Genomic DNA, 15206 nt, shown 5'->3' on the forward strand with positions numbered 1-15206 from the left:
AGTCTTTTTTTATTAAATAAGACTAAAAAAGACTCTAAGACTTCTAAGACTAGAAAAGCTAAGACTCTTTAAAAGGTTATATATTTCTTTTTCTTTATTGAAAAAAAATTAAAAAAATAAAATTTTTTAATTTTTGTTGACAATTTAATTTTTCATGTTAAATTGTAAGCAATTATTAAATTAATTTGTTTTCTAAAAAGTTATTTTTTTAGAAAAAAAATTGTCTTTCTAATGGTTCCGTTTTGACGGTTCACAATCAAAACCCCCGCGACGAAGACTAAATACACTTTTCTCTTTTAGTTAAAATAAACGATTTTATCTTTTATAGGTTTTTATTAAAACCCTTTTAATAAGTTTTTGCTTATTATTTAAGAATTTTTTGCTCTTGAAAATTATTCTTTAAAGTTATTTTTGATATTTAAATTATGTATAATTTTTTTGGATTTTGAAACAGTTTGATTTTAAAAACATTGCTATTTATATTAAATCATTAAAAAAGATAAAATTTTTTATCTTTTGTTAAATTTATTAAATTTTAAAAAATATAATATATATTATAGGATAATATTAATTATTTGATTTTTTATAAAATAATATCCTAACTAAAAAATAAAGAGATTAAAAATAAAAAATATGTTAATAAATGAAAAAAAAATAGATTTAGAAAATATAATTAATCAAAAGAAAAAATTATTGGTAGATTTTTTTGCTAATTGGTGTCCTCCTTGTCGTAAACTTATTTCTGTTTTGGATGAAGAAATGCCAAAAATAAAAGATATTTATTTAATTAAAATTGATATTGATTTACATCCAGATTTAGCAACTAAATATAAAATTAAAAGTTTACCGACTTTAATTTTATTTTCCGAAGGAGAAGAAAAAAAAAGAACAACAGGTTATTTTTCAAATCAAGAATTATTATCTTTTTTAGGAATAAAATAAAAATATATAAAAATCCTAATGTTTTAAATAAAAATAAAATTTTCATCATAAGATAATATTATTCTTTTAAGAAATATATTTGACAAAAATTTCAATAATAAAAAAATTATATCCAAAAATAATCGTTAAATTCGAAACCAAAATTAATATTAATAAAAATATTCTTAAATAAAAAAATTATTCTTAATTTAAAAATTATTAAAGTATCAAACATTTTTAGAGAGGAAACAAGAAAAAAAATTGATAAAAAATAAATTTATTGAAAATATTCATAATAATCATTTAAAAAAAAATAATAAACAAAAAAAAATAAAATTTTTTAATTTATTATTTTTTATAATAATCCTATTTGATATATTTTTAAATATATTGCATATTTTTAATCTTCAAAATGATCAAAATGATAATTTTTTGTGTTTTTTAAACAGATATAATGGTTCTTGCTTTTCTAATTTTAAATGGTATGATGGATTTTCTTTTTTTAAATACAATTTATTTATTCTTTTTTTTATTTTTGGCTATTTTTTTATGGTGAAAAAAGTCAATAAAAAAACAAAATTTATATCATCATTAGCATTCTATATTTTAATTAATTTTACGATTAATGCTTTATTATTTCATTCTTTTATAAGAGATTATAGTATCTATCCTTCGAAAACCAACAACATCCCTTTTTTAAATTTAATTATTTATTTTTTAGAATACATTTTTATTCCTTTGCTTTATTTTTTATTTTATTATTTTAATAAATTTAAGATTAATTATAAAATGATTTTTTTTATTTTATGTCCTTTTTTATTTTATTTAATCATTAAATTTTTCTTAAATAATTTAGAATTAAATTTTTCAAAAATAAATTTTTTTTTAAAAGAACAATTTATTAGACCTTATGATAAAAAACATTATTTAATTTGTTATTTAAAAATAATTATTTCTTTTTTTATATTATCTATTAGTTTTTGGATTTTTTTTCAAAATCAAAAATATTTTTTGTCGAAAAATATTTTAATTTTATTTGTTTTATTCTTAATTTCTGTTATTTCGTACAATAAATCAGATTGGTTACATGCTAAAAAAGTAATAAAAAAAGCTAAAATGATGGGTTCGGGTATGTTTCCAGAAACACAAGAAATATCCGAATACTTCAAAAATATTTCTGATTTAAAACCTAAAGATTTAAAATCTCAAAATGGTAAAATTTTAGAATTAGGAGCTGGTTGTGGAAATATTACGCAATATTTAATTGAGAAATTTGAAGAAGAAAATATTATATGTCTCGAAATAGACCATGATTTATGTCAAGAATTAAAAACAAGATTTCCTAGTATAACAGTAATCGAGGGAGATGCTAGTGAATTTGAAACATTAATTTCAAAAAATAAAATTCAAAATGAACAAATTAAAGGAATTGTTTCAAGTTTGCCAATTGCTTTATTTGAAGAAGAAAAATTTAAAAAATTTGAATCAAGTATTACTAAAATCATTAATGATAATAAAATAAAATTTATGAATTATCGTTTTAATTTTTTTGAAAAAGATACAAGAGAAATGAAGCGAATAAATAAAATCAAAAATAATACTTTTAATTTTATTTCAGAAATGATTATACCTGTTAATATCTATACATATGAGAGCAAAAACTAAAATAATTGATTTCAAGCATTTTGTTACAAAAATTATTTAAAAAAACAAAAAAGAAAGGAATATTTTGCATTAATATGATTATATATTTGTTAAAAAAAATATTAAATTTAATATTATTTATTAGTTTATTGATAATTGGTTCAATATTGTATAAAAAGGGAAGCTCTGATATAATTTATAATACTACTAGAGATTTAGAAATTTTAACATTAAAGGAAAAAAATCCTTCTTTTAACTATCTATTTCGAGAATTTAAAAAACTAGTTAAACAACAAAACAATAATTTTAAAAAAGAATTTTTTTATCAATGGATAACATTAGTAAAATTAATCGAAAAAAAAATATCGAAACAAAACTAAAATTATATCTTTTATAGAAAGAATAAAAAAGAAAATAAATAAATGTTTACATAAATTATTTTCTTTTTTTATTAGAAAAATTAATAATTATAAATTTATTATATTCAATTTTAATTATAATATTATGTTTTTTTATTAAAATTTAAGTTATTATAATGTATAATTAAAGTAATGAAGTGTATTTATTCAACTTTTGAACTTTTGGTTTAAATTTATTAAATTTTATTTACTTTATTGGAACATTATTATATTAGTTGTTATTAATCTTTTACTTTCTTTAAATCTTGATAAATTTTTTTTATTTGTATAATGATTTTATTTTAATCAAAATAGAAAAATTATTTTTTTAATTAATTAAATAATATATATATATATATTATGTGCAAAAATAATAATTTTTCTATTTTAAGTTTAGTTTTCTTAAATATATATTTAAAAAAAATTTAATGATTAAATATTATTTAAATTTTAAAATTAAAAATAATTGATTTAATGAAAATAATTTAAAATACAATATATATAAAATTATATAAATGAATTATATTGTCTTAATTTTAAATTAAGAAAAAAATAAATTATTTAAATATCTTAGTTATTAAGAAATTTTTTTTATTCTTCCTTGAAAAAATTTTATTTCAAGAACAAATAGTTTTTAATAAATTAAGAAAGTTTTTTATTTTGTGAAATTATTCGAAAAAAATATAAATAAAAAAATATGTTTATTAATAGTCTCTATTTTATTTTTTATTACTTTTGTACCAATTACCGTTTTTGCTTATCGCAAATTAGATCAATTACAAAATAAAAAGGGAAATAAAAAAAAAATAGTTGTTACAACTACTATGTTAAGTAATTTAACTGATCAAATAACCAAAGAAAGTGATTATTTTCAAGTAATTCATTTAATGGGAGAAGGTGTAGATCCACATAATTATCAAACAAAACCAAGTGATTTAATTCATATCATCACCGCTGATCTTTTAGTAATTAATGGTTTGCATCTAGAAGCGCAAATGGAAAAAGCTTTTGAAAAACTTTCAACAGGAAAAATTTTTAAAGCCGGAGATTGTTTAGATTTAAAGGAAGATATTATCAAAGAGGAAGGATTTCCTGATCCTCATATTTGGTTTGATATTCAATTATGGAAAAGAGTTGGAGAACAACTCACAAAGAAAATAAAAAATATTATCGATGATAAAATAGAAAATAAAATAGAAAAAGAAAAAAAAATTGAACAAAATTGGAACAATTATGAAGAAAATTTAAAAAAATTAGAAAATAACATAAAAAAAAAAATTGAAGAAAATTTTGAAGAAAATTCTGAGATTATTTTAATTACATCTCATGATTGTTTTTCTTACTTTTGCCGATATTTAAATAAATTATCAGAAAAAAAACAAAAATTTAGTTTACAATCCTTACAAGGTATTTCGACACAAGATGAAATTAGTGCTTCTCGTGTAAAAGAATTAATTTCTCTTATACAAAACAATAATATTAAAGCTATTTTTACTGAAAGCTCTATTCCAGATAATGACATTAAAAGTTTAAAAGAACAAATTAGAAAAAAAATAACGGTAGTATGTGAAAACGGAGAAGTATTATACTCAGATTCCTTAAATAAACAAAATGATTATATAAAAACAATCGAACATAATATAGATATTATTTCTAAATATCTCAAGAACAAATAAAATAAATTAAAATTATAATTTTTTTTAAATATAAAACAATTCATAAAATAAAAAAATAATTAGAATTATTATAATTTTAACTAAATTCATTTTAGAAAAATAAAACATAAAAATAAATTAATTATGAAAAAAAATATTATTAGCATAAAAGATTTAACTGTAGCTTATGATTTAAAACCTGTATTATGGGATATAGATTTAGAAATCAAAAAGCAAACTTTAATGGCTGTTATCGGACCAAACGGAGCAGGAAAATCAACTTTGTTAAAATCTATATTAAATTTAGTTCCTAAAATTTCAGGAACCATAATGTTTGAAGGTAAAAAATATAAAGAAATTTATAAAAAAATTGCTTATGTTCCGCAAAGAAATTCAGTTGATTGGGATTTTCCAACAACTGTTTTTGATGTAGTATTGATGGGTCGTTATGGTCATTTAGGATGGTTCAAAAGACCAAATGAAAAAGATAAAGAAATAGCTTTTCAATGTTTAGAAAAAGTTAATATGTTAGATTTAAAAAATCGTCAAATTTCTGAACTTTCAGGCGGGCAACAACAAAGAATTTTTTTAGCTCGTGCTTTAGCACAAGAAGGAGATATTTACTTAATGGATGAACCTTTTCAAGGAGTCGATATTAAAACAGAAAAAGCTATTATTGAAGTTTTAAAAACACTTCAAAAAAAAGGAAAAACAATTATTGTAGTTCATCATGATTTAGAAACAGTAAAAAATTATTTCGATTACGTCATTTTTATTAATGTTCAAAAAATAGCTAGCGGACCTATTTATAATTGTTTTACAAAAGAAAATATTCAAAAAACATACTCCGAAAATAATTTCAAAAAAAATAAATAAAATTGAGGTTGCCGAAAATGGAAACAAACGCATTTTTTTACATTTTTAAATTATGTCTTAGTGTTTCGTGTTTAGCAATAACTTCCGGTATTTTAGGAATATTTTTAGTTTTAAAAAAACAAACTTTAGTCGGCGATGCTTTATCTCACTCTTGTTTTCCTGGAATTATTTTAATTTATTGCGTGACAAATAAATTAGAAAATCAATATTTATTTTTAGGAGCTTTTATTTTTTCTTCACTGGTTTTGTTTTTGATAGAAATAATAAAAAAATATACTAAAAAAATCAAATATGATACTATCTTAACTTTAATATTGTCTTCTTTTTTTGGTTTAGGAAAATCTTTATTATCATATGCTCAAATGTACCATCCTTCGCCTCAAATTGCTCGTTTAGATAAATTTTTTTTAGGACAAGCTGCTTTAATACAAGATGAACAAATATTCACTATTATATGGATCTTAATAATAGTTTTAATTACTATTGTCCTCTTTTGGAAAGAATTCAAATTATTTATATTTAATAAAGAATATGCACAAGTAATAGGAATTAAACCAAAAATAATGACTTTTATCCTTAATTGTTTAACTATTATGGTAGTTGTTATTGGATTACAAATAATGGGTGTTATTTTAATTAGTGCTTTAATTATTTCACCTGCACTAATTGCAAGACATTGGAGTAATCATTTATTTGCTAATTTCATTATTGCATGTTTTGTCTGTATTTCATCAAGTTTATTAGGAACTTTAATAAGTTGCTTCCCAAATGTATTTTATTTAGATCGTTTGTTCGGTCAAGGAGGAAATATACCGACAGGACCTATTATCACTTGTATTTTAAGTTTTTGTGTTTTTGTATCTTTATTGTTTTCACCTAAACATGGAATTATTCAAAAAAAAATAAAACATTTTCGATACAAAAAAAAAATAATTTATTTCAAGGATCTTATTCATCTTTATACTAACGAAAAAGACTTAAATGATCTTCACAAAAAAGATATTAATTCTGTTTTTTTTCAAAAAGAATATTTAATTTATCGAGAAAATAAAGTTCAATTCAGCAACAAAGGAAAATCCTTAGTACAGGAAATAATGGAAGGTAAAATATAATAGAAAAATGTTTGTATTAAATATTGGATTTTTATGTCCTTATTTAGGAATTATCTTGACATCTATTACTTGTTCTATTTTAGGTAATTTTTTGATTTTACAAAAAAAATCCATGTTAGTTGATGCAATTAGTCATAGTATTCTATTAGGAATTGTAATCTCTGTTTTATTTACAAAAGATTTATCTTCGCCTTGGTTAATTATCGGAGCCACCGTTACTGGAATTTTAACTTCTTATTTATCAGAATTATTATCAAATAATGAAAAAATCAATGAAGATGCTTCGATAGGAATCACTTTTTCTTTATTTTTCGCAATAGCTATTATCGTTATAGGAATTAATCTAGGAGGTATTAAAAATGCCCATGTAGATATTGATGCTGCTATTTTAGGAGACCCTAATTTATTAACTTTTGACAAAAATATAAGAATTTTAGGAATATTGATTTTAAATATTCTTTTTATAACGTTTTTTTATAAAGAATTAAAAATTAATAGTTTCGATAAAGCTTTTACTGCTTCTTTAGGTTTTTCTACATTTTTTTTAAATTATATGTTAATAACTTTAATTTCTTTAACATCTGTTATTACTTTTGATGCTGTAGGTGTAATTTTAGTCATTGCTTTAATGATAGGTCCTGCTGCTACAACTCTTTTGTTTACAAAAAATTTATGTCATAGTATTCTAATTTCTATTTTGATCTCTTTTTTAAGCGCTCATTTAGGTTATTGTATATCTATTCTAACAGATTTACCATCTTCAAGTTTGACTGCTTTTATTGTTTTTATTTTTTTTCTTTTAGTATTTTTTTTCGAGCCAACACAAGGAATCATTTTGAAATTTTTTCATCATCGTTCAAGAAAAAAAGATTTCATTGTGATAAATCTATTAATACATCTCGAAAATAACGAAAAAAAAAATAAGATAAATTATCTTAATCAAATCATCCAAGATCTTAAAAATTATTCATTGAACTATGAAAAATATATTAAAAAAGCTTTAGAAAAAAAATATATTATAATTCAAAATCAAAAAATTTTCTTAACTATTTTAGGAAAAGAAATTTTACAAGAAAAAAAAGATTATTGGTTGAAATAGTGAATCTATTAATATACAAATTGTATTTCTCAAAAAAATGATTATATTATAAATGTTAATATCATTCTTTAGTAAAATTTTCTATAAAAGCATGTTTTTGTTCTTTCATAACCAATAAGTTAGTTGTTACATAAGGCAAAATATTCACAATTCTTTGTGGCGGGATAGCTATAAAAAATTGGATTTTTAAATCACCTAAAAATGACATCATAGAATCTATTCTATTTTCATCCATATTATTAAAGGCTTCATCAAATAAAACTAGACAACCTTTATATTCGCTATTTTCGAACAATAATTGTTCAAAACAAATTGCTATAATAATATAAAAAGGTACTTGTGTTTCTCCACCAGATTTTTCTCGAAAAACTTTAGAAAACAAAGAGATATTACCATCTTTATCATTAATTTGAATATCATAATTTAAATAATTACGATAATCTAATAAAGTATAAGCTAAAGAAATATATTCTTGTTCATAAGAAATAATTTTACGAAACAATTCATCCAATAAAATACTTTTATTAGTAAAATTTAGATTTTCTATTGGCAAATCATTTGATAGTGAAAAATCTTTTTCCTCCATTATACTAGAATAGTATTTATTATAATACGGTTTATTTGATGCTTTTAATATAATTTGGTAATGATCATTACCGAAAGGTCTATTTTTTAAAAGAATATTTAAATTTTCGATTTGTTGTTGAGCATTTTCGAAACTTTCTTTTAATTTGCTAATAAATTCTTCTTTAAAAATAATTTCTGTTTTAGAACTTAATTCTTTAGATTCTTTTTCATATTGGATTAAATTTTTAGATGTAATTAAATCATATTCTTTAACAAAATATTCAAAATTTTCTAACTTAGGTTCTAAATTTAATAAATGATAATCATTAATGTAAGTATTCATTAATGTTATAATTTGAATTTTTTGTTCATTTTTTTGTTGTTCTATATTTTGAATACCATTTTGAATACTTTTTAATATTAAAAAATAATTATCAGAATATTTTTTGGTGTAATTGAAAAATTGAACATTTGTTTCTGTTAATAAATGTTCTGGAATATTCGAATGCAAAGTATCTATTTTTTCTTTCATTAATATGATTTGTTTTTCTAAATTTTGGATTTTTTCTTGATAAACAAGAATATGATTTTCATTTTGTGCTATTTGCTCTAAAATATTTTCTAATTTTTGATTTTCTCGTTCTTTATTTTTTTTCAATTGTTGCAAATTAATCTCTAATTTTGTTAAATTTTGATTAAGTTGTATCTGTTCTTTTTGTTTTTCCATTTTTTCTATATCAATTTTTTTTTGTTGTAAACTTTGATAACAAGCAAAGTGATTTTGTTCAAAAAAAAGACTCATTTTTATTTTTTGTATTAATTCAATAAGAGATTCATTTTTCTTAAGATTATCTTGTTTTTGTTTTAATTTTATTTGTAATTCTTTTGATTTTTCTATTAACATTTGTTTACGTATATTTTTAGATCTTATTCCTATATAAGGAATGTAATAACTTTTTGGATTTAATTGTTTAGCAGTATAATTTCCGTAAATCATCCCTTGAGGAGTAATAGCTGTTTTATGTTTTTTTAAATAATCGATATTCAATTCACATGTAACATGCGATAGCAAAATTTTTACATATTTTAAAGCTCCATAATGATCAGAAAAAATTTGAAAAGCTAGACTAGTTTGTTTAATATCAATATCTGGAATACTATCAAGATTCACTAATCCTACATCATAAATTTGGAAAATTTTTTGAACATTTTCATAAATTCTTAAAGATGAATCAAAATAAGCACTATCTACGATTAAATTAAATTTTCTAATCCCTAGAAAACCTTCTATTGCGTTTCTCCATAATTCATCTTTAATTTCGATTAATTCACATAAAGTATAAATTTCAATCTCTTTTTGATAAATAGATTTTAACTTTTCTTTTAATAAAGATATTAGTTTAATAATATTAGGGTGATATTCAACTGAAAGACTTCTATTTAATGATTCTAAATCAACATTTATTTTACTTAAAGAATTTCCTAAAATAAGAATTTCTTTAAGTAAATCACTATTTTCAATATTTAAATTAATATTTTTTTGTTTTAAATAATTAATTGAATTAGTAAAACTTTCACATAATAAATTATAATTTTCCTCTGTTGATGTTTTTAAAAAAAATTGAATTCTATCAATACTTTTTTGTAAAATATTTTTGTTTATTTTGTTAAACAAATTTTGTAAAAAAATCATTTCTAAATTTAACTGTTTTTGAAAACTTTCCTTTTGTTTTTCTAAATCTTGGATAAAAATTTTATTTTTATTAATGTTTTGTTGTAAATTATATAAAAAAAGACCTACATCATCTTTTATTTGATGAGATTTTAATTGTAAAATTTGATTATCGATTTCTTCTAAATCTAATTTTTTTCGTATTTTTTGTTTTTGTAAATTAGTTATTTCTTTCTCAAAATTTTCTTTTTGTGTTAAAAATTTTTTGAAATTAATCTGATGTTGTTCTAAAAAAACCATTTTTTCTATAGCATAATAAATATATAATTGATTTTTGAATGATTTTAATTTTTTATTGGCTTCGATTATTACAGTTAGTTGTTTTATTTTGTTTTTTTCTGTTTCTATTTGAAATTCAATTTTTTTTAATTGTTGTACATTATTTTTTAAACTTTCAATATTAATAGGATTTTCTTCTAATAAAAATTCAAAAACAAAATTTTTTAAATCAAGAGGTTTGAATACTAATGCTTTAGGTAACATTTTGATATATTTCATAATATCAATTTGTAAATATTTACCTAAAGCGATTTGATATTTTTTTTTTGTATCAAAAAAATCAAAATAATAATCCAATTTTTGTAAATAATTACGCATTTCTTGATGATTTTTAGGTTTATTATCGAAAATAAAAATATCTTCTTCTAAAGAAAAACCGGAAAAAAGATAAAATTTTTCTTTTAATAATCCTATTTTAGAAAGTTCTAAAACACAACCTAAAATAGTGTATTTATTTTCTTTTGGATCATAAAATTCTAAAGAAATATGTGTGATAACATCATCTTTTCTTAAAAATTCTTTATTTTCTGCACCTATTTTGCCTTTAATATAACCTTCTAAAGAACGCTTAGCATTTTCATTAGCAGCTATATTAAATTTAACACCGCTTTTACCAGCAATTAAAACATATTGCAGAGCATCTAATAAAGTGGATTTACCGGAACCATTTTCCCCAGAAATCAATGTATTCCCTTTGATATCAATTGTTTGATTAGAAAATAAATGCCAATTTATCAATTTTATTTTTGTTATTTGTTTCATTACTTTAATTTATTATCGATTAATTCTTTATATTGTTGAACCATTTTTAAATCAATTATATATAAAATAGAAGGATAGATAATGATAATTAAATTATCTAATAAATAATCATTATCTGAATAATCAATAATATTATAACGACGAAATAAAACTAAAATATTCTTCATTTTTTCTTTTGTTAATTTTTTAATCTCTACATAACTAATTTTAGTTAATTCTTGATAAATATTTTGTAAATAAATTGTAACTTTATCATAATTACCTAAATTTTCTTTTTTTTGTTGAAATAAAATACGTAAAATTAACAAAATTAAACTTTCTTCTTTTTTTAATTTTAATTTATTAAAGTGATTTAAATTTTTAATAAAAATTACTTCGTCTTGTTTTTCAATTTTTAATTCAAAATCTAACAATTGTAAAAAAAAAATAAAAATCTCTTTATGTAATAAAAGAAAATGATAATCATTTATATCTGCGCTTTTTTGTGCTGTTAAATAATTAACTTGAAGTAATTTATTAATAATTTTAGAAAAAAGATTTTGTTCTTGCTCTTTGAGAAATTCAAATTTTTTACAAAATTCTTTTAAACATTGTAATTTGTGTTCCATAATAAAAATCTTTTTGTATTCCTTATTTATAAAAAAAATCAATTATTTTTTTATTCATGAAAAATGCTTAAATAAAAATAAATTAAAGTAATTTATGTAATTTAAAAAAATCATAAATGCTATCATCATCAATATGTGGAGTTATTAAATTAGCCATTTTTTTAATATAAGGATATTCGCTGTTACCCATAGCAATACTAATATCTGCTAATTTCAACATTTCTAAGTCATTACTACCATCACCTATACAAATCAATTCATAATCAGGATATTTTTGTTTAATTTTTACGATTCCTGTTGATTTATTAATATTTTTCATAGTTAAATCAGTGTGTGTATGCCAATAATAGATTTGAAAACAATCTAATTGCTCTAAAAAAGGATTAATTTTATCTTTATCTTCGCCAAAAAGATTAATCAAAAAAATTTCTTCTCTTGGTTCTAATTTTTGAATATCAATAACTGAATTATATTGTTTTTTTGTTTTTTTAATTAAATTTGCATCATTTTCATTTCCAAATTTTAAAAATAAATTTATTTCAAAACATACAATTATTAAAAATATTTTATATTTTTTATCTTGAATTTCTAATATAATTTGACTAACTAAATCATAAGGAATAGGATTTTTATCAAAAATCAATAAGTTTTTAAGAGTAAAAGAACCGTTAGCTAAAACAAAATACTTAAAAAAAGGTTTAATTTTATCAATAATTTTTAAATTATTATAATTTCTTCCTGTAGCTATTCCTAAAATATTGTTAGGATTTTGTGATAAAGTTTGAATTAATTGACAAGTTTGTTTTGGAATATTTTCGGCATTTTGACTATATAAAGTTCCATCAATATCAAAAAAAAATAATCTCTTTTTTATAATTTTATGCCTCTTTTCTGTAAATTTCCATTATCAACATTAATTAATCAATTCTCTTTTAGTTTAAAACGAAATTACTTATTACTATACATGATTATATCAAAAAAAATATAAATAAAAATAATAAGATTTTTTATATATGAAAAATTAGAAATAAAAATACCATTATTATTTTATAAAATATAATTTTATTTTTGGACAAATATTAATATTTTAAAATTATTTAAAAATTTTTTTCCATTCTAAACGTTCAAAAAGTTTTTTTTCTAATTTTAATTCTTTGTTTTTTGTTAAACCAAATTCTTTTAAACTTTCAAAAGTATTTTCTTCAGATTTAATTTGTTCTAAAATTGTCGAAGATAATTCAGGCAAAAAAGGTTTTAATAATACCCCAATAAAACGAATTGTTTCCACTAAATTATAAACTCCTATATTTAATTTTTCTTTTTGCGTTGGATCAGAAAATAAATTCCAAGGTTGTAATAAATCAATATATTTATTACAAGAACGAGCTAATTGAATTATATGTTCTAAAGCATCTGCTATTTTAAAAGATTCCATTAACTTACGGATATAAGGCAAACTTTCTAAAGATTTTTTGGATAAATCAATTTCAGTAATAGGTTTTTTAAAATCAGAAATAGGTTTTTTTAATTTATTATGATAATATTTATTAATCATTCCTAAAGTACGACTAATCAAATTACCAATAGTATTAACTAAATCAGAATTATATCTTTCGAATAAGAGTTCATAAGTTAAAACGCCATCAGAAACATAAGGAATATTACGTAAAAGAAAATAACGAACAGCATCTACACTAAAATTTTTTAATAAATCTTCTAAATAAATAACGTTATGAGTAGATTTAGACATTTTACGATCATTAAACAAAACCCAAGGATGAATTAAGAATTGTTTTGGTAGAGGTAATTTTAAAGCTATTAATAAAATAGGCCAATAAATCAAATGAAATCTACTAATATCTTTGCCAATAACATGCAGATCACAAGGCCAATATTTCTTGAATTTAGCATTTTTTTGTTCTAGTTTATAACCTAAACCCGTAATGTAATTACTCAAAGCATCTATCCAAACATAAACAACATGTTGATTATCAAAATTTAATTTAATCCCCCATTTTAAAGAAGTACGAGAAATTGATAAATCCGTTAAAGGTTCTTTTAATAAAAATAAAATTTCTTTTTTTCTTTGCTGAGGTAAAATTAAATTTGGAGTTTTTTCTAAATAATCTAATAATTGTTTTTGATATTTTGATAATTTAAAAAAATAAACTTCTTCTTTGTACCAAATAGGAATTTCGCCATTAATTGTTTTACCATCTTTTAAATCTTTTTCTGAAATATAACTTTCTTCCGCAACAGAATACCAACCTTCATATATTCCTAAATAAATATCTTCTTGTTTTAAAAGTTGTTCTATAATTTTTTGAACATTTTGATAATGAAAATCATTTGTTGTTCTTATAAAATAATCATATTTAATATTTAATTGATTATAAATTTTTATAATAGCTTTAGAAATTTGATCTACGTATTCTTGAGTATTTTGTTTATTTTCAATAGCTTTACGTTCTATTTTTTGTCCATGTTCATCAACTCCTGTTTGAAAATAAACATCATAACCATCTAATCTTTTAAAACGCGCAATAGCATCAGCTAAAATCATTTCATATAAATTCCCGATATGAGGAATAGCGGAAGCATAAACAATAGAAGTAGAAATATAAAATTTTTTTTTATTTAGTTTAAAAATCATATTAAAATCACCTTTATTATTATTTTATGAATAATCATTCTATAATTTTAATTTTTTTATAAATTTCTTTTTTAGATAATCGACAAATTTTAGCAACTTGTTTTAAAGCTTCTTTTTCGCTAAATCCTTGCTTTAAAAATAAGTTAATATATTGTTTGAAATCAATTTTTTTTTCAATTAAATGAGGATGAAAATTTTTTTCAATTAACAAAACATATTCACCTTTCAAAGATAAATGTTGTTGTAAAACCATATCAATATCACCGCTAATAATAGTTTCAAATTTCTTAGTTAATTCACGCGCTAAAACAATTTTTCTTTTTTGATAATGTTTTTGAATAAAGAGCAAAGTAGAATGAATTCTTTTTGCTGATTCATAAAAAATAAGTGTACCATCGAAAGCATAATATTTTAATAAAAGTTCTTCTCTAGCTTTTGTTTTTTTAGGAAAAAAACCTAAAAAACAGAAAGGAAATTCTAAAGAAGATAAAGTAAAAGCAGTTAAAAAAGCTGAAGAACCAGGAACAGCAGTAACGAAAAAACCAGATTTTTTAACTTCTTTAATCAAACCTAAACCTGGATCACAAATTAAAGGGGTTCCAGAATCACTAATCAAAGCTAAATTGTTTTTTTCTTTTAACAAATTTAAAACTTTTGATAAACGTTTTTGTTCATTGTATTTATGAAAAGAAATTAATGGTTTTTGGATTTTATAATAACTTGTTAACTTACGAGCTCTTCTTGTATCTTCAGTTAAAATATAATCTACTGTTTTTAAAATTTCTAATGCTCGCAAACTAATATCAGATAAATTCCCGATAGGAGTCGATACCAAATATAAAATCGATTTCGATTGAAAAAAAGTTTTCTGAATAATTACCATATTGTTTAAAAATAAAT

Annotated in this window: 12 protein-coding genes; 7 read left to right on the forward strand and 5 right to left on the reverse strand. The window is 20.3% G+C overall.

Going from position 1 to position 15206, the window contains the following annotated elements; all coding sequences use genetic code 11:
• Positions 1–633 precede the first annotated feature (633 nt).
• From MDPP_RS00455 to MDPP_RS00485, 7 genes are all read left to right on the forward strand, one after another.
• A complete protein-coding gene (locus MDPP_RS00455) occupies positions 634–942 on the forward strand; it encodes a thioredoxin family protein (RefSeq protein WP_144658240.1) in 309 nt (102 codons plus the stop codon).
• Between the two features lie 528 nt (positions 943–1470).
• The gene (locus MDPP_RS00460) at positions 1471–2586 is read left to right on the forward strand and encodes an rRNA adenine N-6-methyltransferase family protein (protein ID WP_144658241.1); all 1116 of its coding nucleotides are present in this window, start codon (positions 1471–1473) and stop codon (positions 2584–2586) included.
• A 74-nt stretch (positions 2587–2660) separates the two neighbouring features.
• Positions 2661–2945, forward strand: coding sequence for a hypothetical protein (locus tag MDPP_RS00465; RefSeq protein WP_144658242.1), 285 nt, complete (start codon positions 2661–2663; stop codon positions 2943–2945).
• Positions 2946–3625: 680 nt separating this feature from the next.
• Entirely contained in the window at positions 3626–4639 is a 1014-nt protein-coding gene (locus MDPP_RS00470) for a metal ABC transporter solute-binding protein, Zn/Mn family (protein WP_246058860.1), read from the forward strand.
• Positions 4640–4762: 123 nt separating this feature from the next.
• Positions 4763–5494 (forward strand): metal ABC transporter ATP-binding protein, encoded by a 732-nt coding sequence (locus MDPP_RS00475; protein ID WP_186390722.1) that lies wholly within the window; start codon positions 4763–4765, stop codon positions 5492–5494.
• A gap of 17 nt (positions 5495–5511) precedes the next feature.
• The gene (locus MDPP_RS00480) at positions 5512–6606 is read left to right on the forward strand and encodes a metal ABC transporter permease (RefSeq protein WP_144658244.1); all 1095 of its coding nucleotides are present in this window, start codon (positions 5512–5514) and stop codon (positions 6604–6606) included.
• 7 nt (positions 6607–6613) lie between these two features.
• Complete coding sequence (locus MDPP_RS00485; protein WP_144658245.1) at positions 6614–7705, forward strand: metal ABC transporter permease; 1092 nt, start codon at positions 6614–6616, stop codon at positions 7703–7705.
• Between the two features lie 61 nt (positions 7706–7766).
• On the opposite strand, the gene MDPP_RS00490 is transcribed toward MDPP_RS00485, so the two are convergent.
• From MDPP_RS00490 to rsmI, 5 genes are all read right to left on the reverse strand, one after another.
• A complete protein-coding gene (locus tag MDPP_RS00490) occupies positions 7767–11021 on the reverse strand; it encodes an ATP-binding protein (protein ID WP_246058861.1) in 3255 nt (1084 codons plus the stop codon).
• 23 nt (positions 11022–11044) lie between these two features.
• Positions 11045–11653 carry a DUF4194 domain-containing protein gene (locus MDPP_RS00495; RefSeq protein WP_144658247.1) on the reverse strand — a complete coding sequence of 203 codons (609 nt, stop codon included), beginning with the start codon at positions 11651–11653 and terminating at the stop codon, positions 11045–11047.
• An 82-nt stretch (positions 11654–11735) separates the two neighbouring features.
• Positions 11736–12530 (reverse strand): HAD-IIB family hydrolase, encoded by a 795-nt coding sequence (locus tag MDPP_RS00500; RefSeq protein WP_144658248.1) that lies wholly within the window; start codon positions 12528–12530, stop codon positions 11736–11738.
• Between the two features lie 216 nt (positions 12531–12746).
• The gene (gene metG, locus MDPP_RS00505) at positions 12747–14306 is read right to left on the reverse strand and encodes a methionine--tRNA ligase (RefSeq protein WP_144658249.1); all 1560 of its coding nucleotides are present in this window, start codon (positions 14304–14306) and stop codon (positions 12747–12749) included.
• Positions 14307–14340: 34 nt separating this feature from the next.
• A complete protein-coding gene (rsmI, locus tag MDPP_RS00510; protein ID WP_144658250.1) occupies positions 14341–15189 on the reverse strand; it encodes a 16S rRNA (cytidine(1402)-2'-O)-methyltransferase in 849 nt (282 codons plus the stop codon).
• Between the last annotated feature and the right edge of the window lie 17 nt (positions 15190–15206).

Source organism: Candidatus Phytoplasma pini (genome assembly GCF_007821455.1).
GTDB classification, from domain to species: domain Bacteria; phylum Bacillota_I; class Bacilli_A; order Acholeplasmatales; family Acholeplasmataceae; genus Phytoplasma; species Phytoplasma pini.